This window comes from Ectobacillus sp. JY-23 (assembly GCF_023022965.1).
Taxonomy (GTDB): Bacteria; Bacillota; Bacilli; order Bacillales; family Bacillaceae_G; genus Ectobacillus.
This window is the reverse complement of record NZ_CP095462.1, coordinates 519,079-543,281: the sequence shown is the minus strand read 5'-3', so window position 1 is coordinate 543,281 and position 24,203 is coordinate 519,079. Positions and strand designations below refer to the sequence as shown.

At 41.3% G+C, this 24,203-nt stretch carries 23 protein-coding genes; 21 read left to right on the top strand and 2 right to left on the bottom strand.

Annotation, left to right across the window (positions count from 1 at the left end; genetic code table 11):
* Positions 1-269: 269 nt before the first annotated feature.
* The 13 genes from MUG87_RS02880 to MUG87_RS02820 all read left to right on the top strand — a co-directional run bounded on the left by MUG87_RS02880 (position 270) and on the right by MUG87_RS02820 (position 15,339).
* Positions 270-1,595 carry an ABC transporter substrate-binding protein gene (locus MUG87_RS02880; RefSeq protein WP_247085353.1) on the top strand — a complete coding sequence of 442 codons (1,326 nt, stop codon included), beginning with the start codon at positions 270-272 and terminating at the stop codon, positions 1,593-1,595.
* Between the two features lie 67 nt (positions 1,596-1,662).
* Entirely contained in the window at positions 1,663-2,601 is a 939-nt protein-coding gene (locus tag MUG87_RS02875; RefSeq protein ID WP_247085351.1) for a carbohydrate ABC transporter permease, read from the top strand.
* A gap of 12 nt (positions 2,602-2,613) precedes the next feature.
* Positions 2,614-3,438 carry a carbohydrate ABC transporter permease gene (locus MUG87_RS02870; RefSeq protein ID WP_247085350.1) on the top strand — a complete coding sequence of 275 codons (825 nt, stop codon included), beginning with the start codon at positions 2,614-2,616 and terminating at the stop codon, positions 3,436-3,438.
* Positions 3,439-3,477: 39 nt separating this feature from the next.
* Complete coding sequence (locus MUG87_RS02865; protein ID WP_247085348.1) at positions 3,478-4,827, top strand: FAD-dependent oxidoreductase; 1,350 nt, start codon at positions 3,478-3,480, stop codon at positions 4,825-4,827.
* Entirely contained in the window at positions 4,827-7,370 is a 2,544-nt protein-coding gene (locus tag MUG87_RS02860) for a glycoside hydrolase family 38 N-terminal domain-containing protein (protein WP_247085346.1), read from the top strand. Before MUG87_RS02865 ends, MUG87_RS02860 begins: the two co-directional genes overlap by 1 nt.
* A gap of 38 nt (positions 7,371-7,408) precedes the next feature.
* Positions 7,409-9,082, top strand: a complete 1,674-nt coding sequence (locus MUG87_RS02855; RefSeq protein WP_247085344.1) for an ROK family protein — start codon at positions 7,409-7,411, stop codon at positions 9,080-9,082.
* A 14-nt stretch (positions 9,083-9,096) separates the two neighbouring features.
* Positions 9,097-9,987 (top strand): ROK family protein, encoded by an 891-nt coding sequence (locus MUG87_RS02850; RefSeq protein WP_281503671.1) that lies wholly within the window; start codon positions 9,097-9,099, stop codon positions 9,985-9,987.
* Complete coding sequence (locus MUG87_RS02845) at positions 9,984-10,910, top strand: acetylxylan esterase (RefSeq protein ID WP_247085342.1); 927 nt, start codon at positions 9,984-9,986, stop codon at positions 10,908-10,910. Before MUG87_RS02850 ends, MUG87_RS02845 begins: the two co-directional genes overlap by 4 nt.
* Positions 10,911-10,937: 27 nt before the next feature.
* Complete coding sequence (locus MUG87_RS02840; protein ID WP_247085340.1) at positions 10,938-12,470, top strand: DUF4127 family protein; 1,533 nt, start codon at positions 10,938-10,940, stop codon at positions 12,468-12,470.
* Positions 12,464-13,156: an N-acetylmannosamine-6-phosphate 2-epimerase gene (locus MUG87_RS02835; protein ID WP_247085338.1), complete on the top strand. Its 693-nt coding sequence runs from the start codon at positions 12,464-12,466 to the stop codon at positions 13,154-13,156. The genes MUG87_RS02840 and MUG87_RS02835 overlap by 7 nt, the downstream gene beginning before the upstream one ends.
* A 5-nt stretch (positions 13,157-13,161) precedes the next feature.
* Complete coding sequence (gene manA / locus MUG87_RS02830) at positions 13,162-14,115, top strand: mannose-6-phosphate isomerase, class I (RefSeq protein WP_247085336.1); 954 nt, start codon at positions 13,162-13,164, stop codon at positions 14,113-14,115.
* A gap of 223 nt (positions 14,116-14,338) precedes the next feature.
* The gene (locus MUG87_RS02825; protein ID WP_247085334.1) at positions 14,339-15,148 is read left to right on the top strand and encodes a carbonic anhydrase; all 810 of its coding nucleotides are present in this window, start codon (positions 14,339-14,341) and stop codon (positions 15,146-15,148) included.
* A gap of 41 nt (positions 15,149-15,189) precedes the next feature.
* Positions 15,190-15,339, top strand: coding sequence for a zinc-binding dehydrogenase (locus MUG87_RS02820; protein ID WP_247085333.1), 150 nt, complete (start codon positions 15,190-15,192; stop codon positions 15,337-15,339).
* On the opposite strand, the gene MUG87_RS02815 is transcribed toward MUG87_RS02820, so the two are convergent.
* On the bottom strand, positions 15,328-15,807 hold the full coding sequence (locus MUG87_RS02815; protein ID WP_247085330.1) for a GNAT family N-acetyltransferase: 480 nt from the start codon (positions 15,805-15,807) through the stop codon (positions 15,328-15,330). The two genes, MUG87_RS02820 and MUG87_RS02815, sit on opposite strands and share 12 nt — an antisense overlap.
* 26 nt (positions 15,808-15,833) lie before the next feature.
* Entirely contained in the window at positions 15,834-16,544 is a 711-nt protein-coding gene (locus tag MUG87_RS02810; protein WP_247085328.1) for a hypothetical protein, read from the bottom strand.
* A 102-nt stretch (positions 16,545-16,646) separates the two neighbouring features.
* Here MUG87_RS02810 and MUG87_RS02805 point away from each other — a divergent pair, with 102 nt between their 5' ends.
* The 8 genes from MUG87_RS02805 (at position 16,647) to ablB (ending at position 24,136) form a co-directional block, all read left to right on the top strand.
* Positions 16,647-17,522: an ABC transporter permease subunit gene (locus MUG87_RS02805; protein ID WP_247085326.1), complete on the top strand. Its 876-nt coding sequence runs from the start codon at positions 16,647-16,649 to the stop codon at positions 17,520-17,522.
* Positions 17,519-18,550, top strand: a complete 1,032-nt coding sequence (locus MUG87_RS02800; protein WP_247085324.1) for an ABC transporter permease subunit — start codon at positions 17,519-17,521, stop codon at positions 18,548-18,550. Before MUG87_RS02805 ends, MUG87_RS02800 begins: the two co-directional genes overlap by 4 nt.
* Positions 18,551-18,624: 74 nt before the next feature.
* Positions 18,625-18,987, top strand: coding sequence for a hypothetical protein (locus MUG87_RS02795; RefSeq protein ID WP_124563139.1), 363 nt, complete (start codon positions 18,625-18,627; stop codon positions 18,985-18,987).
* A gap of 353 nt (positions 18,988-19,340) precedes the next feature.
* The gene (locus MUG87_RS02790; protein WP_247085322.1) at positions 19,341-20,657 is read left to right on the top strand and encodes an aspartate aminotransferase family protein; all 1,317 of its coding nucleotides are present in this window, start codon (positions 19,341-19,343) and stop codon (positions 20,655-20,657) included.
* Positions 20,654-21,352 (top strand): CoA transferase subunit A, encoded by a 699-nt coding sequence (locus MUG87_RS02785; RefSeq protein ID WP_247085320.1) that lies wholly within the window; start codon positions 20,654-20,656, stop codon positions 21,350-21,352. Before MUG87_RS02790 ends, MUG87_RS02785 begins: the two co-directional genes overlap by 4 nt.
* The gene (locus MUG87_RS02780) at positions 21,337-21,999 is read left to right on the top strand and encodes a 3-oxoacid CoA-transferase subunit B (protein ID WP_247085318.1); all 663 of its coding nucleotides are present in this window, start codon (positions 21,337-21,339) and stop codon (positions 21,997-21,999) included. Before MUG87_RS02785 ends, MUG87_RS02780 begins: the two co-directional genes overlap by 16 nt.
* Before the next feature lie 12 nt (positions 22,000-22,011).
* Entirely contained in the window at positions 22,012-23,304 is a 1,293-nt protein-coding gene (locus MUG87_RS02775) for a peptidase (protein WP_247085316.1), read from the top strand.
* Complete coding sequence (gene ablB, locus MUG87_RS02770) at positions 23,282-24,136, top strand: putative beta-lysine N-acetyltransferase (protein WP_247085314.1); 855 nt, start codon at positions 23,282-23,284, stop codon at positions 24,134-24,136. The genes MUG87_RS02775 and ablB overlap by 23 nt, the downstream gene beginning before the upstream one ends.
* Positions 24,137-24,203 lie beyond the last annotated feature (67 nt).

Here is a 24,203-nt window from a genome sequence, read left to right as displayed (position 1 = left end):
CCAACCAACCTGAAACAAAGAAACCTATCTAAAAACAACAATCTCCTAGAAAAGAGCCTTAGTTTATTAAGCCTTTTAAATAGAAAGGGATATAAACAATCACTGGACATATTGTTTAAAACTCCCTAATAACTTATAAAAAGAAATTAATTTTCATTTCTTGATTATGTTTAAAAATAATTTTAAAAAAGCATTGAATTCTGAATCATTTGCTTGTATGATGAATGTAAGAAAACGCTTTCTAATAGTTTCAAAGGGGGACAATGGGGATGAAGAAAGGAACAAAAAAGATTGCGGCGGGTACGCTTGCGGCTATGCTTTCCATGAGCTTGATGGCTTGTGGGAAAAAAGAAGAAAGCAATGCAAAGGTGACAGATACGAAAGAGCTGTCAGGAAAAGTGACACTGTGGACCGCGTCTTTGTCAGGTGAGCCATTCAAAACGTATTTTGCAAATGTTGAAAAGAAATTTGAAGAGCTTCATCCAAAACTGGACGTTGTCATTCAAGACGTACCACAAAACGAAATGGAACAGAAAGTCTTAACTTCTTTAACTGGATCAGATGTTCCAGACGTTGTGAACCTTAATCCGCATTACATGTCCAACATTGCGGCGCAAGGCGGGCTTTTGGATTTGACGAAAATGGTAAGCAGTAAAACGAAGGAGTCCTTTGTAGAAGGTCCTTATAACTCTGGTATGTATGAAAAGAAATTGTATGCGCTTCCTTGGTACTTAACGACAACGGTTGGCTGGTACAATGGTGCTAACTTCGAGAAGGCCGGTATTAAAGAATTACCGAAAGATACAAAGGGTATTTATGATGCAGCGAAGGCTGTGACAGCTGCAACTGGTAAGCCTTCTTTCTACCCGGTAATCAATGATGGCAACGTTGTAATGGAGAAAATGGTTTCTTTAGCTGGCGGCAAACCGATTGTGAAGGATGGCAAAGCATCATTCGCTGATAACAAAGCGATTTTAGAATACTTTACACTAACACAAACGATGTATAAAGAAGGCTTAATTCCGCAAGAAACAGCGGAAGGCTCACTAAAAACAGGACAGCAGTTATATATGGCGGGCAATGTTTCCTTCCTTGAAGGTGGTGTAACATTCCTTGGTCCGGTTGAATCTGGCGCTCCTGAAGTGTTTAAAGCATCAAAAGCTGGTCAACCGCTTAATGCTACAGATGCACCTGTAAATGTAGCTGTTATGAACTTCGCAGTTCCTGCGAAAACAAAAAATAAAGAAGCTGCTGTGGCATTAGCTGAATTCGTAACAAACGCAGAAAACCAATTGGCGTTTGCAAAAACGGCAGGTACAGTTTTACCTTCTACGAAAAAATCGTTAGAAGATGATTATTTCAAAAACCCTGGTAATTCGCCAAAAGCTTTAGGTATGCTTGAGGCTTCTAAGTCTTTGAGTCGCGCGAAGGTATTAATTCCGCCAACTGAAAACAGTGCAGATCTACGCAAAGCAACGAAAGATATTTTTGTGAAGAATTTGCAAGGAAAAGTAACGCCTGAAGAGGCTTTAAAAGAACTAGCTGCAGAGTGGAACAAAGCATTTGAAAAATCAGGTGAAAAAGTAACGTTCTAAGGAATGACCAGGAGACTAGCTTTTTTACCCAAAAGCTAGTCTCTATTTTTGGGAAGGAGATACCGTAATGAGCAGAGAACCTGTGATCTTGCCGAATACGAAAGTAAAAACCGCTCCGAACAAGAAAAAATGGGGCATGAAGAACGTAACACCGTGGTTGTTTCTGTTACCGTCTATCATTATTTTAGGAACATTTCTTGTCGTTCCAATTTTGGAGGCGTTTAAGTGGAGTGTGCTGGACTATAAAATCATTGCGGACACCGGTGAGTTTGTAGGGCTGGATAATTTTAAAGAGATATTTGCTGACAAGAACTTCTGGATGGCACTTACCAATACGTTGATATTTTTGGTGATTGTATTGCCATTAAATATCTTTTTACCAATGATTTTAGCAGTTTTGGTTAATCAAAAAATTAGAGGTGTTTCAGCTTTTCGGATTTTATATTACTTACCAGTTATCACGCCAATGGTAGTAGCGGCATTGATGTGGAAAATGCTGTATTCACAAAGCGGACTTATTTCTGAATTATTTGTGACTTTAGGTGTTTTTGATAAGCCGACAAATCTTTTGGTGCAATCGTCGACAGCGTTGGCCGCAGTAGCTGCCATTACAGTTTGGAAGGGGCTTGGCTATTATATGATCATTTATTTGGCAGGTCTGCAATCGATTCCACAAGATGTATACGAGTCTGCTAGCATTGACGGAGCCTCCATTTTTCAGCAGTTTTCAAGAATTACAGTACCGATGTTAGTACCTTCTATCACACTTGTATCAGTAATGACCATTATTGCCGGTATGAAAGTATTTGAAGAAATTGCGTTGACTACAGGCGGGGGACCATCTGGAGCGACGACAACGCTAGTTATGTACATCTACGAAAAATTCATGAGCTTGCAGGTGAGCACAGCTTCTGCTGCTGGTTTGGTATTGCTTGTGTTAGCAATTGCTGCTTCCTTGCTACAAATGAAACTGACGAGTAAGCGCGAAGACGATTTAAGAGCGTAAGGAGGGGCCGAAATGAAAAGAAAGCGCAATATACAAAAGATTTGGCTTTACATATTAATGATTGGTATTACGTTATTAACGGTGGGACCATTTTTAATCACGCTGTTCATGGCGATGAAGTCGGCCAGCGAAGGAATTTATGAAAGCGTATTACCGAATCATCCGACCTTTGTAAACTTTATAGATGCCTTCGATAAGGCAAATTTCGGCACGTATTTTCTGAACACAGCGCTTGTCACAATCCTCGCTATTCCGCTGAATTTGCTGTTTTGCAGCTTGGCGGCATATCCACTGGCGCGTATGGATTTTAGGGGACGAAGTGTTGTACTGGCGTTGATTATTTCAACTATGATGGTACCATTTCAGCTTTACATGGCACCTTTGTTTCAGCTTGCAGGCGAGCTTGGTTTAAGAAATACGCATCTAGGTTTGGTTGTCATGCAAGTTTCTACTGCATTTGGAGTTTTCTTGATGCGTCAAGCATATTTGCGTATTCCAAAGGAGCTGGAGGAGTCGGCATATTTGGACGGAGCGAATAAGTTCAAGGTATGGTACATGGTTGCATTACCTTTAGTAAAGCCGACACTTGTGACACTTGCTATTTTTACATTTATGGGAACATGGGGTGATTATTTGTGGCCGCTATTGAACTCTACGGACAGCGATATGTATACGTTATCCATTGGTTTGGCGCAATTGTCGCAAAATTTCGATGGTTCAAACCTAAAGCTCATTAGTGCTGCGTCTATTTTAACAACATTGCCTACATTATTAATCTTCATTTGGCTGCAAAAATATTTTATTTCAGGTGCAACAGATGGTGCGGTAAAAGGATAACAGCCGATTCTTTAAAAAATCAGGTATGAGGTGAATGGAATGAATACAGTCTCTTTTTTTGGCCGGGAGCTTCCTGTCATATATGAGGTAGATTGCATCGTGGTTGGAGGCGGAACAGCAGGTGCCACGGCGGCAATTTCCGCACTTTCAGAGCAAGCGAAAACATTGGTGATTGAAAAGACGATTTCTTTGGGAGGCACACAGACAAATGCGCTTGTTTCGCCTATGATGCCAACATATGTGAAAGGGCAACGTGTCAATCGCCTCATTATTGAACGGCTAAACAAGGAGATTGAAACGAATGATGGTACAACGACCTGCAGTTGGTTCAATACGGAAACGTTAAGTTTTGTGCTAGAGGTGTTAATTACAGAGCGCGGTGGTCATATTTTATATGACGCCAATTATGTTGATTGTATCAAGGAAGATAACCGTATTACGCATATTGTTATCAATACATGTGCTGGCTTGATTGCTGCGAAAGCAAAAACGTTCGTTGATGCAACGGCTGATGCCATAGTATCACGTACAGCAGGTGTTCCTGTTACATCGGGAAATGAGGATGGACAAAACCAACAGATTTCGTTTCGCTTTGAAATGGGCGGAATTGATATTTCGGCACTTCGTGCGTTCATTTTGTCCCAACATGAAACCTTCTGCCAAATTGAAAATCCTAACTTTTTTGAAATTGCAATGGTTCCGGGCAAGGGGCATGTACTGGAACCTCTTTTTAGGAAGGGTCTTGCTGAAGGATACCTGAAAGAAGAAGATTTACGGTATTTTCAGGCGTTCACGCAGCCGGGGAAGCCAGGTGTGATGTCCTTTAATTGTCCGCACATCCCAGATATTTATCAAACGACAGATCCTCGTTTACGCTCCAAAGCAGTAATTAAGGGGCGGGAAATGATTCGCAGATTGACCAAGTTTTTACCACAATATTTGCCGGGGTTTGAGAATTCGTATTTATTAAAGGAAGCAACGCAGCTTGGTATCCGGGAATCGTACCGCATCATTGGGCAATACGTGATGACAGAGCATGATTATATAAATCGGGCACGTTTTCAAGACGGAATTGCGCGCGGTGATTGGTATATTGATGTACACAGTGTAACGAAGGAACATGTTGAAAAGCCAAAATTTTCACGAGGGGAATATTATGAAATCCCGTATCGTGCTTTGGTGACAGAGCAAATCAGCAATCTTATTGTGGCCGGACGCCATATTTCTAGCACATTTCTCATGCAGGCGTCGCTTCGAATTCAGCCAACGGTCCGCGATATTGGAGAAGCGGCAGGGCTTGCCTGTGCGTATGCGATTAAGCACGACATCGCACTAAATAAACTAAATGGTGCTATATTAAGGTCGCAACTAGGTATGGGGGAATTGTGATGAAAGAAGTACATGTGTTAAATCATACGCACTGGGATCGGGAGTGGTACGAGACATTTGAAGAGTTTCGCTACAAGTTGCGCAACGGTTTGCGATATGTGCAGAGCTTGTTAGAATCAGGCCGGCTTGAGAACTTTTTTCTAGACGGACAAACCATCGTGCTGGATGATTACCGAGAGGTTGTTAGTAAAGAGGAATATGAGCGTCTTGCTTCATATATAAAGGCAGGAAAAATCGAGGTAGGACCATGGTATTTACTTGCCGATGAATTTTTGGTATCAGGCGAATCAATTCTGAAAAACCTGGAGATTGGTATCCAAACGGCAAAAGCCCATGGTTCGGCTCACGGCATTGGCTATTTGCCTGACACGTTTGGTCATGCAAGTCAAATGCCGCAAATTTTCAAAGGCTATAATATCAATACAGCAATAGTATGGCGGGGGGCAGTGTCTGATACCTTTGAAAATACATGGGAGGGTGCGGATGGCAGTGAAGTATTCACATTTGTGCTTCCTCTCATGGAAGGCTATTATCAAACCTTTTTGAAGCACGATAATTTCATAGAAAAGGCCAAAGATTATTTAAATAGAAACGAACCGTACCTTACGTTCGGTAAGGCGCTAGTTATGAACGGTGCGGACCATACGTATACATGTGCCGATTTAAACGAACGTCTTGAAAGATTACAGGAAAGTATTCCTGATGTGACCGTTCATCAATCGCTTATGTCGGAGTATATGGAAGCGTTTGTAGGTGCAGAACCAACCGGTCGTATCATCGGGGAACAGCGTGATCCCTCTAAGATTTTCATTTTGCCAGGTGTTTATTCTACGCGTTCTTATTTGAAGCAGCAAAATCAGCTGTGTGAAGATCAAGCTGTGAGTGTAATGGAAGCATTACATGTGTGGACAGATGGAAATACAGATTCAGAGCAGTTTCTTGCCTATGTGTGGAAACTTATCTTACAAAATCAACCACATGATAGCATTTGTGGATGCAGTGTGGATGAAGTTCATGAAGAGATGGAAACAAGAACAAAAAAGGTATTGGGTGCCATTCGACAATTCGCGAAGGATACTCTCCAGACTGAATATCCATTTGAATACCTAAACGAGACAATGGAAAATCCATTTTTATATGTAATCAATAATACACCGATTGCAGGTATGTATCCAGTGAAGGCGCGTATTATGATTCCAGCAACCCTTGATACGGGTTCAATTCGCTTGGTTCATGAGGGTGTTTCCATCCCGTTTGATATGATAAGTCGTGTACAACGTGAGGAATTTTTACGTCATATTTTGGCTGAGCCTCACTATGGGGAATATGTGGTGTATGATGTGATGTTTAACTTGTCTTTTACTGGGGTAGAAACAAAACGCGTACAAATTGAGCGTATTTCTGAAGAAGTTAATCGTACAATAGGGGCAGGCGGAACAGACATCCAAAATGAATTTTATCGCATTACATGGTCCGACGATAGCTTAGAAATTACAGATTTAGAATCCGACACTGTATATGAGAATCAACATGTTTTCCTTTCTTCTCTAGATGCGGGCGACACATATAACTACTCGCCGCCTGTGCACGATGTTGAAACAAAGGCAACTATTAAAAAAGTAGGAGACGTAATGAAGGGCCGTACGTACCAATCGGTAACGCTCTATTATGAAATGAAAATACCAGCATCATTGAACGAAGAGAGAACAGGACCAAGCAATGAATACGTGGTCAATACAATGGAAACAGAGATAAGGCTGTATACAAATAAGAGAATGATTTACTTCCATACGAAAGTAAACAACGCCGCGAAAGACCAAAAGCTTCGCATCGGTTTTGCTTGCTCGCAGGCAGATGTTAGTTACAGTGACACCGCGTTTGATCTAGTACGCCGTGATACGCGACGTGAAAAGCAATGGGATATGCCAAAAAATAAGGAAGCGGTGATGAATCAATATCCAACATATTCGACTGTTATCGCAAATGAACATCAGCTTGTGCATCGTGGCATGCAGGAATATGAAGTAGATCGTGCTTTTGATCAAGACTATGTGTTTTTGACGATGATTCGAAGTGTAGGCTGGTTATCAAGACGTGACTTGCGGACACGAGGAAATGGAGCAGGCCCTGGGTTTGAAACGCCGGGTGCACAATGTCTGGGTACGTATGAATTTCAATATGGATTGATTCTTGGAAAAGAGCATATGTCTTTAAACTATGCCAAAATGCTACGAAACGAAGTGTTGGTGCAGCAATCATATGAAATGCGAGATGAGAAAAAACTATTTTCGCAATCCTCCACTGCTATTGCGTTTTCCGCTTTTATGAGAAAAAAGCAGCATTCTATGGATATTCGTATGTTCAATTCTTTTACAAAGCAGCAAACAACAGAATTACATTTTGGTTTTACACCAATATCCATTGAAGAGGTAGATTTTACAGGTATCACGCAAGCCGTGTATGATGCAACCAAGCAAATTGTAGTGAATTTTAAACCAAAGCAAATTAAAACGATCCGTGTGACGTGGAAAGAACAAGAATAAAACGATGTTCTTACTTTATGGAATGAAGGTGATAAATAATGAGAAATTTTTTAGCTATGGACATCGGCGGAACGTTTATCAAGTACGGTGTACTAACAGAGGACGGAACATTTGTTGAAAAGCATGAAATAGACACAGAAGCGCATTTGGGTGGAAAGGCCATTTTAGAAAAAGTAAAGCATTTTGGCAAAACGTTGATTGCCCAGCACAAAATAAGTGGGATTTGTATTAGTACAGCAGGACAGGTTGACTCTAAGGAAGGCCGCATTTTATACGCATCTTCTTTAATTCCAGAATATACAGGTACGCCTTTAAAGCAGGAATTAGAAGCCTATTTTCAATTGCCCGTCGAGGTGGAAAACGATGTGAACTGCGCAGGGCTTGCAGAATCTTGGATTGGGACGGGAAAAGACGCTAAAAGCTTGTTTTGTTTGACAATTGGAACCGGAATTGGCGGTAGTTATATTTTGGATAACAAACTTCACACTGGTCATAGCTTCAGCGGGGGAGAAATCGGTTATATTCCAATTGAAGGAGAGCAATTTCAAGAACTTGCCTCCACTCGTATTTTGGTACGTAACGTTGCTAAAGCGAAAGGAATAGGAGAGAACGAAATTAATGGTAAGGAAATTTTTGCCCTAGCACATCAAGGAGATGAAGTATGTGTTCAAGAAATCAAACGCTTGGTGTACTACTTATCTAAGGGAATCGCGACAATCGCTTACATGATGAATCCGGAAATGATTATCATTGGCGGTGGTATTACGGCACAAAAGGACTACCTATATCCGTTAATCATGGAAGAACTAAAAAAAGATCTCATTCCTGCAGTTCTGGATAAAACCAAAATTCAAATTGCCCGCAATTTAAACGATGCCGGTATGATCGGAGCATTACGCCATTTTTTGCTACAAGAATCTATGCAGCCGTTAAAAAGTATTACTACCATTATTGAATCCAATCGTCATAAATTAACGAAGCGAGAACAGATGATTGCACAATTTATCATCACGAATTTAGAAGCAGTACCAAATAAGACGATTTCAGAAATGTCACGTCAAATCAACGTATCGGAAGCAACCATTACTCGCTTTTGTCAAAAACTAGAATTCGGCTCTTACAACAAGCTGCGTCTTATGGCGAAGGAAGCAACAGTAAGTACACGCTTATATGAGCAATCGGAAATGACTAGTTTGACAGAGGTTAAGCAAACATACACAAATATGTTGAAAAAGTGTGACACGCTATATGAATTAAAAGAAATTCAAAAATTCACGAGCCAACTTTTGTCCGCAAATCGTATTTATTTATACGGGGCAGATGAAATGGGACTTGTCGCCAATCAATTAAAGTATAAACTCATGAAATTTGGAATGGCTGTTGATGCATTTTCCGACAGTTATCAAATGCATATGTCCGCATACGCTTTGACGCCGGAAACAGTGGTAATTGGTCTTAGCACGACAGGATATGCGGATGAAGTTGTCAGTATGATGGAGGCCGCACGCAAGGCGGGAGCGGTGACGATTGGTATCACGAGTCAACAGGACTCTCCGCTATCTCATGTGTCTGATATTCGTCTATTAATTCCAGCGATTGATGAAAGAGAAAAGGACAGTTCTGTGAATGAAGTTTCCGCATTTTATCTATCAGATGTGATTCTCAAAGAACTATCGGTTAGTAAAATCAAGAAATGGAATCGGAAAATATAAACGGGGTGAATGTCATGTTGATAGGGGCGATTGAAGCAGGAGGAACAAAATTCATATGCGGTGTAGGAACAGAAAACGGCGAAATTCTTCACTCTACATCAATCCCGACAACAGAACCTGAGGAAACACTTGCACGAGTGTTTGCCTTTTTTGCGCCATTTCAAATCAAGGTGTTGGGAGTAGGGTCGTTTGGTCCCATTGAATTAGATCAGACAAATGTGTCGTACGGTAACATCACGACAACACCGAAGGAGAAATGGTTGCACTTTCCATTGCTTCGTACATTGCAAGCTCATTTCGGTGTTCCAATCGCCCTGGATACCGATGTGAATGCTGCCGCGCTTGGCGAATTAACATGGGGCATTGCCAAAGGATTAGACAGCTGTATATATATGACAGTTGGCACAGGAATCGGTGTTGGCGCCGTAATAGAAGGTAAATTGCTGCACGGAATGTCTCATCCTGAGATGGGGCATATTCTAGTGAGACGCCAGAAGGATGATTATTTTGAAGGAGTATGTCCGTTCCATCGTGACTGCTTGGAAGGCATGGCTTCTGGACCAGCAATTGAAAAGCGCTGGGGTACGAAGGGAAGCGAATTACAAAATAAAGACGAAGTTTGGGAACTCCAGGCAAATTATATTGCACAAGCGTTGGTAAATTATGCACTCATTCTTGCACCGAAACGCATGGTGTTAGGAGGCGGAGTTATGAAGCAAGCACAGTTATTCCCACTGGTCCGTAATAAGTTTAACGCATATATGAGCGGTTATATCACAAATCTGTATATCAATGATTTGGATACGTATATTGTACCACCTGGTCTTGGCGATTTTGCTGGTTTGCAAGGTGCGTTAGCACTAGCTGTAAGAAAACTTATGAATACGGATGAGGTACATATATGAATCTAGCAGAGCTATCGTATCAAACATCACAAACCAAGCAGGTCGATTTTGATTCGTTTTGGTGTAAGCGGATCGCAGAAAGTCATTTGCAGCCGCTTGCTTTGATTACAAAGCCAAGACCGTACACTGTGCCAGATGTTGAGGTATATGATGTGTATTTTGATGGATTTCGTAACTCACGTATCCATGGTGTGTATGTGAAGCCGAAAGAAGTAAAAGGACCCGCTGCTGTTATGTTTCATGGTTATAATTGGAATACATTACAGCCGCACCATACGTTTAAATACGTTCTGCAAGGCATCCCGGTTTTACAGTTGGATGTGCGCGGACAGAATATATTGTCGCCGGATCAAAATGTATACGAGAATGGCGGGTCGGCGGGATGGATGTTGCTTGGAATTATGAATCCTGATCAATATTATTACAGCTATGTTTATATGGATTCTTATCGAAGTATTGAAGTGGTGAAGGAGCTTTCCGGTCAGGCTGAGATTGTAGTAGAGGGTAGTAGTCAAGGAGGGGCATTGGCTATCGCGTCAGCTGCGTTACACAAGGACATTAAGCTTGTGTGCGCTGATATTCCTTTTCTTACAAATATTGAGCAAACAGTAAATCTCGCAGCCGATGGACCATATCAAGAACTGCAGCACTATTTTAAAGTGCATGACCCTTTGTATCGAACAAAAGCGAGTGTATTCGCTACACTGAGTTATATAGATTGTATGAATTTGGCAAGCGATGTGTCATGTCCAACATTGCTCGGCATTGGCATGAAAGATGCCGCATGTCCACCACTTGGTGCGTTTGGATTGTATCATCATTTGCACGGAGAGAAGCAAATGAGGGTATATCCGGAGTACGGTCATGAATTGCCACCTGTGCATGAAGAGGAAAAATTGCGTTTTTTAAGTGAATTTTTTTAGCGCACCGTAAAGGAAAGGGGTATATGGATGCGAGTTGTATACATACCGATTGATGAAAGACCATGTAACATTGATTATGTGAAACGAATTGCTCATTCTTCATCTGATTTGACATTAATTGTACCAGATAGAAACGTACTTGGCCGAAAAAAGAAGGCGGCGGATACAGAAAGGCTATGGCAATGGATAATAGAACAGGTAAAAACGGCCGACGCATTGATTCTTAGCATTGATATGCTCGTGTATGGTGGATTACTTCCGTCTCGTTTGCATCAGTTGTCTGAAGAAGATGGTTTGCGTTGGATAGAGCGGCTACGTTCACTGCGTCAGTTGTACCCAAACATACCGATTTTGGCTTCTAATTTGATTATGCGAACGCCAAAGTACAGTTCAAGTGATGAAGAACCCGATTATTATGAGCAATGGGGGCGGGAAATCTTTTTACGTGCCTACTTGACGGACAAGCAAGCACGTGAGGCGCTTTCTGAGGAAGAAAAAGTGAAGTTGCGTGAAATCACAGACATGCTTCCGGCATCGTATATACAAGATTATGAGAAACGCCGCGCTTTTAATCTTAACATCAACCTCAGCATGTTGGAATTAACGGCAGAGGGTGTTCTTTCATTTTTAGCGATTCCGCAGGATGATAGTGCAGAGTATGGATATACTGCTATGGATCAAAAGAAGGTTGTCAAAAAGCGGGAAGAGCTACGGGTGTATAAAAAGGTACATATGTACCCTGGCGCCGATGAAGTAGGAGCTACTTTGTTGACACGTGCGTATAACAAGTATTATAAGCAGTGTCCGAAAATTTACCCGCTATGGAGCAGTACATTAGGACCGCAGCTTGTACCGATGTATGAGGACCGTCCATATGCCGAAAGCATGAAGGCACATATTTTGGCGGCAGGCTGTATGTTAACAGAACATGCTGAGGATGCGGATTTGATTTTGGCATACAACACACCTGGACGTGTCATGCAAGAGTCATGGGAACAGCATGAAAAGGATATTACCTATACAAGTTTCCGCAATTTGCTTATGTTCACTGAGCAAATAAAAACCTATATCCATAAAGGAAAGCCGGTAATTGTTGCTGATGCAGCTTATGCGAACGGAGGAGACCGCGAGCTTATCATGTTACTTGACGAAGAGTGTATTCTTGAGAGGCTTCATTCTTATAAAGGGTGGAACACAAACTGCAACACATTGGGAACAACCCTTTGTCAAGGGATAATTGCGCACGGCGGCAAGCGCGATATCGTTGAAGAGAATATTATCTATCATCTACTGGATGACTATTTCTATCAAGCTGAAATTCGAATGGAGATGGTAGCAGACTTTTTACCGTCCCGTGGACTGACGTATTTTGATTTGAAGAATGAAGCCCAGACGGTGAACGAAGAGCGGAACCGCCGCATGTTAAAGAGCTATGAAGCGTTAATTCGTAACAGCTTTAAAAATCGAAAGTTAAAGCTTCAAACTTTCGCGCCATGGAATCGCATGTTTGAGTGCGGCATACTGCTTGTGGTGACAAAGGGGGGGGAATCTGTATGTTAACAAAAATCAAATCAGGCTTGGTTGTATCCTGTCAGGCATTGGAGGATGAGCCGTTGTACGGTGCGGACATTATGAAACGAATGGCCGATGCAGCTAAACGGGGAGGAGCTGTGGCGATTCGTGCGAACGGTGTTGCGGACATCCGCGCAATCAAGGAGTATGTGAATCTTCCTATCATCGGTATCATTAAAAAAGAATACGAGGATTCTGACGTATATATCACGCCAACTTTACAGGAGGTTAATCAGCTCGTAGCACTTGATATTGACTTAATTGCTGTCGACGCGACGGATCGCATCAGACCAGGCGGTTTGGATCTAGAAACCTTTATGTATGAAATTAAGTCACGATATCCAAATCAGAAATGGATGGCAGATTGCGCGACGTTGGAAGAGTGTATACGTGCGGAGCAGCTTGGTTTTCACTGCGTCGCCACAACGCTGCATGGTTATACAGGACAAACAGCAGGTCAAAAGCTTTATCATCATGATTTTCAATTTTTACGCGATGTTGCTGCACATGTGAAAGTACCGGTTGTTGCTGAAGGGAATATCATGACACCGGAAATGGCTGCACATGTGCTTACATACGGTGCACATGCGGTTGTAGTAGGCGGTGCAATTACACGTCCACAGCAAATTACGGCGCGTTTCGTACAGGAAATGCAATCCGTGCAGCAGGGGTGAAGGCTATGTCTATTTTGCAGCTGTCCAGTCACTTTGAAGAACGGATTTGGGGAGGCCGCAAGTTACAAACTCATTTTGGGTACGATATTCCGGATGGCAATATTGGTGAGTGCTGGGGCATTTCTGCGCATCCTAACGGTGAAAGCATCATTCAGAATGGGCCGTATAAAGGGCTGCGTCTTAGCGAGCTATGGAAGAGAACGCGGGATAGCTTATTCGGAAAATATGAAGTGGAAGAGTTTCCTCTTCTTGTTAAGATTTTAGATGCTGCGGATGATTTGTCTGTTCAGGTACATCCGAATGACGAGCAAGCAAAAGCGCTTGAAGGGGAAGCATATGGAAAAACGGAATGTTGGTATGTACTTGATGCTGAACCCGGCGCGCATATTATTTACGGTCATAAAGCTAACACAAAAAAAGAATTAAATCGACATATACAAGGGAAAAGCTGGGCTGCGCTTTTTCATCGGCAACCAGTAAAGCGCGGAGATTTTATTTTTGTCGAAAGCGGCACTGTGCATGCAATTGGTGCGGGCATTGTCATTCTTGAAATTCAACAATCATGCGATACAACATATCGCATCTATGATTATGATAGAGTAGATGCACAAGGGAAAACACGAGAACTTCATTTAGATAAAGCTATGCAGGTTATCCATATCGGGAAAAGAACAGAAAGTGATACGCATCGCATCAGCATAGGTAACATAACAAGATTAGTAAAATGTCCTTATTTTACAGTGTGGCATCAGCAACTTTCCGGCGAATGTGAAATTTCAGTAAAAGATCACTTTCAAATGGTGTCTGTGATTGAAGGAAAGGGCATGCTGACTGTTGACGGCACATCGTATCCCTTACAAAAAGGTCATCATTTTATTATTACAAGAGAAGCAAAATATGTAACTACATCTGGAAATATGGAATGGATTATAGGTGAGGTAGAAGAAAGCTGCGGTTGATAAAATCCGTAGCTTTCTTCTATTGTCATAAATAAGAAATAACTTTACTTTTTATAGAGAATAAAAACAGGTATGGAAGTGTTATAGCCCTGCAATAAATCTACATTGTACAAACGAAAAAATGAGGCGCTTTAGGGAACTGTTATGTTCATCTAGAGAGCTCGTTCTATTCCTTATACCTTGACTCATATATCTATATAAAAACTAGAATATGAGTTTGGTGGTGGACAAGATTAATAAACAATATATAGGCGCAATGTGTATAATAGGCATCCTTCTCCTCAGCATCTATTATACGGGGCGATTAGTAGAAATACCTACGGTGATTCAGTCTGAAAGCGATTGGTCTTATGAAGGTAATATCGGACCGATGCATTGGAGTATGCTGAATCCGAATTATCGACTTTGCGGGAAAGGAAAGCAGCAATCTCCTATTGATATTGATACGCATGAAGCAAAGGTAACAAAAGGGGGAGGGTGGGAGATTTATTATGAGCCTGTATTATTCTCTGTACAAAACAACGGTCATACAATTAATGTAATTCCAGAGTCTACTAGTAATTATGTTGTGGTTGAAGGAGAAAAGTATGAGTTTAAAGGATTTCATTTTCATACGCAAAGTGAACATCTCTTGAACGGACAAAGTTTTCCGCTCGAGGTGCATTTTGTTCACCAAAAGCAAGACGGAGCAATTGCCGTGCTGGGAGTGTTTATAAAAGAAGGAGCAGTAAACAAAGAGTTGGAGGCGATGTGGAAAGCATTGCCGAAGGAAACGGGTGAATCCTTTATGCAAATTAAGTCACTTAATATGAGAAATGTATTACCGGATAATCCGCAGTATTTCTCTTATAATGGCTCTTTAACAACACCGCCCTGCACAGAAGGAGTTCAATGGGCTGTGCTGCACCAGCCCATTGAACTATCTAGAGAGCAAATTTTAGCATACCGAGCAGTATTTCCAGATAATCACCGGCCGGTGCAACCACCTAATAAAAGAGAAATAGTTAATAACAAACTATATACGTACAAGTAAAGCTCACCCTCCGTTAAACGGGAGAGAAGAATAGATAATATATGCAGTGTGTTGAAGCGGTGCTTCGTTATTTGCAAGGAGAAAAGCTCCGCATTCATATCGGCGCACAATTTCCGCTTATGCAAGCGGCAGAAGTGCATGAGCTAGTTGAAAGCCGCAGCAGCACGGGGAAAATCGTCCTAACGGTATGACGTTTGAAAACGTTGAATTGGCCCATCCCAATCTTCCTTGGTGATCTCTTGATAGCTCCCCTTCGTATATGTTCCGATTACGTTGCGCCAAAAGAGCTGCGCTGGGATATTCTCCTTCATCTGCGCAACTTCCCAAGTACCCGAAAATGAGTCAAATAACTGAAATGCAACCTGTCTACCAATGCCATATTGACGATATTTTTTCATTACAAAAAACTCTGCAATTGAATATGTATCATGCTCCAATTTGCGAACGAGAGCAAACCCTGCATACATGCCATCAACCGTAAATAAAAATGGAAAGCGATCGTCATCAGTCCAATAGTTATGAAAGTATGTATATTCATATAATCCTTGCTCATTAACATCCTCTGGATCAAATTCCGTAAAATCATATTTATATAGTTGCAGTAAGTGAGCTATTACTTCTTTTTGAGACAGCGTGGCTTGCTGAATATGTAATTGCATCGTCAAAACTCCTTTTATACGTCCAATTATTCCGTTAAATTGTGTGTTTCAATATTACGAACCACATTATTAATAAAGGTAATTCTAACAAAAGCGTCAGGTTGTTCACCAGCCCATTTGTAAATAGCTGCATATCCATCATTACCTTTTGTTCCTGTTTCTTCAATTAGCGTACCCTCAAAACCAAAAATACTTACGGCTTGTTGATAAGTTGTTTGTTTTGTGATTTGCCAGACTTGTGAAGAATATACGTAGGTAGCTGTGTTATTACCAGTGTCCCAGCCCAGCTCTCGTTTTGCATTGGCTAACATATGAGGAGATACAGGGAGTATATCAATAAGTGATTCGTCTCCACAGCCTTTTAATTGGAAAACCGCTATGCCCTTTTCTTCATTTAATATAAAGTCTTGACAAAGGAGTGCTTCTTTTTTACTATTGCCGTTTATGAAAGAAACTTGTGCTCCATCGTAAGACAGTGTACTGCTATGTGTTTTGTTTTTTTGCACGAATTGTAATGTAATCCGATCGGTAATTCTTTTACTAGTACGATCTGTAAAGATGAGAAGACGTGGTAAGTTGAATATTTGTCCTTGGTGAAATGTAACTGTATCCAGTTCAGTCGCTGTCACCTTTTTTGTAGTTGCTTCTGGTCTTGTGGTTTGAATATCGGCAGTACATCCTGTTAGAAGCAGATTACCTGCAATTATAAAAGGAATAATAGAGATAGATTTATGCATATGCCCCCTCCGTTTCTAATTATTCCCTATTTTAGCATACTATGATATAATTTTTCTTAAAACTCTATAAATTTAGTAAATTTATCTTTCAGGAGGGATGTAATGCTTGTTCGATTTTCAAAAGCGTCTATCTATTTCATAGGCACGCTAATCATGATGTTTCTACTGCTTTGTTTGCCTTCTTTATTTACATATGATGGCAAGGTTTCATTTCAGCCATTTTTATATGTATTTAAAATAGAAGACACAATCAAACTACTTATGGAGGCAAAGGAAATTACTTTTCACGTCAAAGAGAAAACTTATCCGTTGTTTCCGACCATTTTGGAACCGTACACGTATTCTTTACTATTACTTGGAGGGGCATTTTTCATTGCATTGGTAGTAGCAATGTTCTTAGGATACTGTTACATGCTTTTATCAATGCAATTTAGAAAAGTAATGCGAGCGGTATTGTTTTGTTTTGAGGCCATTCCGGACATTATGATTATTGTCGGCTTACAGACCTCGCTAATTTGGTATTTCAAGCAAACCGGTGATATGCCGATGCGTATACTGACATTTGGCGAGAAGAAAGCCTATCTTTTGCCAATTATTTGTTTATGTATTTTACCTACGATTCAAATGTTCCGCATGTTGATTATATATTTAGAAGAAGAACAGGTGAAGCCGTATGTAGATGTAGTAAGGGGAAAGGGTTTTTCACGTTCCTATATTACAATGCTTCATCTGTACCGAAATGTCCTTATTCATTTATTTTATCATGCAAAAACCATCTTTTTGTTTATGCTCTCTAACTTGTTCGTTTTAGAGTACATCTTTAACATAAACGGTATTATGAAATTCTTGATTGATCACGGTCCGTCGAATACGGTGATCGCATTTGCAGTTGTCGCACTTGTGTTTATCCCATTTTATGTATTGTTTGTGGTTGGGTCATTTGTAACAAATAAGCTGACAGGAGGGAATGAAACATGATGAGACATATCATTTCTTCTAAGCGTGTATGGATTGGTATGATGTTTCTTGCGCTGTTGCTGAGTGCAAGTCTGTCTTATCCGTTATATGAGAAGCATCTTCCACAACCAGAGCGCTTTTTATATAATGAAAAGCAAGAATTAATTGACAAGGCGCCGTACAACCCGTTGCAAGCGCCGCCATTCGGTTCTGATCGTCTGGGTGTGCCGCTACTGTACAAAATACTAGAAGGTGCAAAATATACAATTGGATTTGCGATATTTGTCAGTGTATTTCGCATCATATTTGGGGCTGCAACCGGTATTCTTCTCAGCATGTATGCAAAGCGCTTAAAAGGAATAACAAAAGGGATCAGTCAATCGTTTTATAACATTCCTACTATATTCATGGCATACATTCTCATAATACCTGTCTACATTACTTTAGGTATCAATGACCCCGTGCCCCCAACACAATGGATTATTATTTTGTTTCAGCTTGCTGTCGCGGTGGGTGTTGCATTACCGGCCCTCACAGTGTTCATTATGAATGAAGTCGATGAGCATAGCAAACAGGAATACATCATCAGTGCGCAGTTAATGGGCGGTTCCAAATGGTATATCATTCGCACGCATATTCGTTTGTTTTTAAAAGATAAGTTGTTCATTTTATTTATGCAGCATGTGGTGCAAAGCATGATTCTATTTGCGCATCTTGGCTTATTGCAGTGTTTTATTGGTGGTACACGTGACATTGAGATGGATTTCGGTGAATATAAGCCGATATCGCTTACAAGTGAATGGTCTGGTTTAATCGGAATTGACCGATATGAATATAATTTGGCACCTTGGATTGTGCTCGGTCCGATGTTTGCATTTGCAATTACCATTTTCTTTTTAAACCTAATTGCTGCTGGTGTAAAAGATGCGATGGAGAAACGGGTACTTGTAATTACTAAATCCATCAAACAACCTAAAACACCATACAAAAAACATGAGGGGTTTCAATTTGCGGCGGCATCAGTACATAGCAAGACGGCTGATTCATAAGGAGTGATGTTGTCATCGCTTCCCGAGCGTGATAAAATCGGTGTACAATATCGCGCGAATGAAGAGGTACATATATGAAAAAATTAGCGATTTCTGCATTGTTGTTACTGGCTGGCTGTGGCAATGAAACGTTGCTAGGTACATGGGAGCTGGCAGAAAATGATAAGAATTGTCCAATTGAATATACATTTGGCCAGGAGCAGCAGACAGACGAAAATAATAAAAAAATGCTCGTGAATGTTGTAGAGATGTATACAACGGATAAAAAGAAAGCCAACACATATAAGGGAACATATAGTCTTGTCGATGAAGACACGGACAGCTATTTGCTAGATTACGGTGATGCCTTTACAGTGCGTCAGCGTTTGCATCTAGATGATCGTACGCTGCGTGTGTATTTTGAGAGTGCAGAAAAGATGTGTGTGTATAAAAAATAAGAAGCATGAGAGTGTCGTTCTATTAAATAGAAACGGCGCTTTTTTTATTTTTACGCTCTGTGAAAGGGAACTGTTAATACACTACAGAGCTTGTCCTCTTTGGAGTTGCTTTTCGGGCACATTCAGTAATATCAACTTCAAGATGCAATTAGCCATTTTATCAGAAAAATAGCCAATCAACGTCTGTAGATGCTCTTGCACATCATTGTTAAATTTCACGTACTATAATTATCTTTTATAAATACATTCAACAAAATAAACAGGAGTACTGTCAGAAAGACAGAATAGTATGAATATCCTTTTACTACAGCCACATGGTTTGGTATGGGAAGAAAAGAGTTAGGGGGTAGGGCATGGAGAGAGAGTATTTAATTAAGCCGCTTATCGGTACACACTATCCTACTGTGTCACACGGGCAGGGTATATATCTCTTTGACACGAAAGGAAAGCGTTATCTTGACGGTTCATCAGGTGCAATTACTGTTGGCATTGGTCATGGAGTTCCTGAGATTCTAGAGGCGATGAATAAACAAGCTCAGCAGGTGTCTTTTGTATATCGCTCGCAATTTACAAGTGATGCAGCAGAAAAGTTAGCGAAAAAAATGAGCGAGATTACACAGGGTGATCTCAACTGGTCTTTTTTTGTCAACAGTGGTACAGAAGCAACGGAAACGGCTATGAAGCTAGCAATTCAGCATTATCAAGAAAAGGGGATAAAAGGAAAAAACAAAATCTTGTCTCGCTGGATGAGTTATCACGGCATTACTATTGGTGCGCTGTCTATGTCTGGACATCCGTTAAGAAGACAACGCTTTGTATCAGTCTTGGAGGATTACCCGTCAGTATCAGCCCCGTATTGCTATCGCTGTCCTTTTGACCGTGCCTACCCTTCTTGCAATCTAGCATGCGCCTCGGAATTAGAGGCTGCAATTGAAAGAATTGGAGCAGAGCATATTGCCGCTTTTATTGCTGAACCTATTATCGGTGCAGCTGGTGGTGCCATTGTACCACCGCAAGGCTATTATCAACGCATCCAAAGCATTTGTAAAAAGTATGATATTTTATTTATCGCAGACGAAGTCATGACAGGCCTCGGACGAACAGGAAAAATGTTTGCGATGGAGCATTGGGATGTACAACCTGATATTGTAACGCTTGGAAAAGGGATGACATCCGGTTATACCCCAATGGCAGCGACTGTTGCGAGCGATAAAGTCATTGAGCCCATTCTAAATGGATCTAAGCTTGTGATGAGCGGTCATACATTTAGCGCAAACCCTTTGTCTGCAGCTGTTTCGCTTGCGGTTATTGAATATGTAGAGCAGCATGGACTCGTGCAGGCAGCGGCGGAAAAAGGCAATTACCTGATGAAAAAGCTTCATGAACTTAAGAGTCAAACGCAGCTTATAGGAGACTTGCGCGGAAAAGGATTATTGATTGGTCTTGAGTTTGTAGAAGGGATAAAGGCTAGTACATTGATTCAAACAGCAATGAAGCAAGGACTTTTATTGTATCCTGCGGTAGCTGGTAAAACAGGAAAAGATGATAGCGCCTGTTTGCTTGCACCGCCACTTACCATTACCTACGAGGAGATGGATGAGTTATTGCTGCTGTTAACAGAAGCTGTTAGAGCAACCGAACGAACAACATACAAAGGAGAGCCTATATGAGTGCAATTGCAAACACATATCACAAACTCACAACTATTGACCGCATTATGCCACTTTTCCATGATGAAATGACGCTCATGGTTGGTGGGTTTGGCGGGGTAGGTTCACCTCCTACCATCTTAGAAGCTTTGCTTGCCAGTGGCATTAAAGATATTCATCTCATCAGTAATGATACCGGTTTTCCTGATATTGGAATAGGGAGGATGGTACGAAATGAGAGGATTAAATCGATTATTACTTCACATATTGGTTCCAATCCGTTTGCAGGAAAATTGATGACAGAAGGAAAACTTGCAGTTGAATTTTCACCGCAAGGGACACTTGCAGAACGAATTCGTGCAGGTGGTGTGGGACTTGGTGGTGTGCTCGTTGATGTGGGGCTTGACAGCATTGTGGAAAGCGATAAGAAAAAAGTAACTGTGCACGGTAGACAATATTTGGTTGAAGAGGCGTTGACAGCAGAAGTTAGTATCATATTCGCAAGGAAAGCAGATCCATTTGGCAATTTGGTGTTTGATAAAAGCGCAAGAAATATGAATCCACTTATGGCGATGGCGGGTGATATTACCATTGTAGAGGTGGAAGAAATTGTACCGGTAGGCGCGTTGAATCCGGAAGAGATTGTCACACCAGGTGTATTCGTTCATCATATTGTACCGTCAAAGGGAGTGAATTGGAAATGGGCGTGGGAATAGATTTTCGCCATAAAATTGCCAAGCGGGCCGCAAAAGAAATTCAAAGCGGTATGATTGTAAATTTAGGAATTGGTATCCCCTCGTTGGTGCCTGATCATTTGTCTGCAGATGTGCACGTTATGTTCCATGCGGAAAATGGCATTATTGGTATTGGACCGAGTCCGAGTAAGGGAGAAGAAGACGAGAATCTGTGCAATGCAGGTGGTTTTCCGGTCACTGTACTTAAAGGAGCAAGCTACTTCGATAGCGCCCTAGCATTTGGCATCATTAGACGCGGCTTGCTTGATGTTACAATTTTAGGGGCGTTACAGGTCAGTCAATCAGGAGATTTAGCGAATTGGATTGTGCCAGGAAAGCGTGTACCAGGTATCGGCGGAGCAATGGATTTAGCTCAAAAGGCGAAGCGTGTTGTGGTGGTGATGAATCATATGGATAAAAGCGGAGGGGCAAAGATTGTAGAGGAATGTACACTACCTTTAACCTCTAAGCGATGCGTGGACTTAATTATCACTGAGATGGCTGTGATAGAGGTAACGGGAGAGGGGCTTATATTACGAGAACTTATGCATCCCTATACGGTACAAGAGGTTGTAAAAGCAACCGGCGCACCGCTTATTATAGATTCGAACATAAAAATCATTTCATGAGAGGTGAATGCTTTGCAGGAAAAGCATAGGGTAAAGTGTTATATTCGGAAGCATACACAAGAAGCGGTTGTACTGCTACGACGTTTGGTGCAGGAGTGCAGTGTATCGGGAAGCGAAAGCCGGGCGCAGGCAATCGTCATTGAAAAATTGCGCGAAATGGGATTGGATTTAGATATATGGGAGCCGGACATTGAGGAACTGAAAGAGCATCCTTATTTTATTTCAGCACGTGAGCATTTTCAGGGCAGTCCCAATGTAGTTGGTATTTTAAAAGGAGTGGGCGGCGGTAAATCTATGATTGTAAACGGTCACATAGATGTTGTGCCGGAAGGAGATATAAGAAGCTGGAGTATAGACCCGTATGGCGGCGAAGTGAAAGAAGGTAAGTTGTATGGCCGAGGAGCTACAGATATGAAGGGCGGAAACGTGGCATTGTTGTTAGCAATTGAAGCGATAAAAAATACCGGTGTTACTTTAAAAGGAGATGTTTATTTTCAAAGTGTCATTGAAGAAGAAAGCGGTGGAGCAGGAACATTGGCAACTATTTTACGGGGCTACCGCGCAGATGGTGTAATTATTCCAGAGCCAACAAATTTAAAGTTTTTTGTAAAACAACAGGGTTCTATGTGGTTTCGTATTAAGGTGAAAGGCAAAGTGGCACATGGTGGTACAAGATATGAAGGGGTAAGTGCTATCGAGAAAAGTATGCTCGTATTAAAGGCGATTGAGCAGCTTGAAAGAAGACGAAATGAACAAATACAAGATCCGTTGTATGATGGTATACCTATTCCTATCCCCATTAATGTAGGCACCATTAAAGGAGGTACTTGGCCTTCGTCAGTAGCTGATTTAGTTATTCTCGAGGGACGATTAGGCGTTGCGCCCAACGAAAAAATGGAGGATGCACAAGCACAATTGGAGGAAATGTTATCACAATTACAGGATGAATGGCTTCAGGTCAATCCGCCTGAACTGGAGTGGTTTGGTGCAAGATGGGTACCTGGAACAATCGAACATGATCATCTGCTTGTACAAACCTTGATTATAAATTACGCAGAAGTAACTAGTCTTGCCCCAATTATAGAAGCGGCGCCCTGGGGCACGGACGGAGGGCTGTTTACGCAGGTGTCTGGTATACCAATGATTGTGTTTGGTCCTGGTGAAACAAAAGTGGCTCATTATCCAGATGAATATATAGACTTGGAGCAAATATGGATTGCAGCTGAGACAATTGCATGTACATTATTGGATTGGTGTGGTGTGCAGGAAAGTGAGGACGTATATGAAAGCGAACACATACTATGAAAATTTCAAGCTTAAGGCACCTACTTTCTATATGGAAGCAGCACTTGATCATTTTAACGAAAGAATTCGAGTAGATTTGTATAGAGGTAGTGTGAGAGATATGATTGACAAAACAGAAGAATTAGCGCGGCATTATCAGTACACAAAACTGATTATTAAAGCAAGAGGAGAGCATGTACAGCAGTTTTTACATGCTGGTTATATAATGGAAGCGATAGTAGATGGCTATTTTCAAGGCAGTCATATGTTGTTTATGGTGAAATATAGCGATCAAAATCGGCGCAACAGCAATTATTGGTCCCAAGGAGACCACATTGTTGCTTCTGTACGAAACAGCACACCGAAGGAGAAAAATGTGCCAATTGACTACCATAGCCGAAAAGCAACAGTGGCGGATGCGAAGCAACTGGCGGCATTATACGGGACTGTATTTCAAATCTACCCCACTCCTTTAAATGAAGCAAGCTATGTTGCACAAACGATGCAAGAAGGAACTATATATCGTGTGTATGAAAAAGATGGTGTTATTGTCAGCGCGGCATCTGCGGAAATAGATGCATTGCAAAAAAATGCGGAGCTTACAAACTGCGCTACATTAGAGGAAGATCGTCAGTATGGCTTAATGAAGGAGCTTCTAAAACAATTAGAGTGCGATTTGCAGGATGAATCAATTTACTGTGCTTATACAATCGCGCGCTCTTTGTCGTATGGCATGAATGCTGCATTTTGGAAGCTAGGCTATCAATATAGAGGACGTCTGGTAAACAATTGTTATATTTTTGATAAGCTAGAGGATATGAATGTGTGGGTAAAGGATATAAGTAAAGCGTAGAAACAGAATTTTAGCTACTTTTATGTTGGGGTGCCGAAAAACAAGCACATAAATGCTTGTTTTTCGG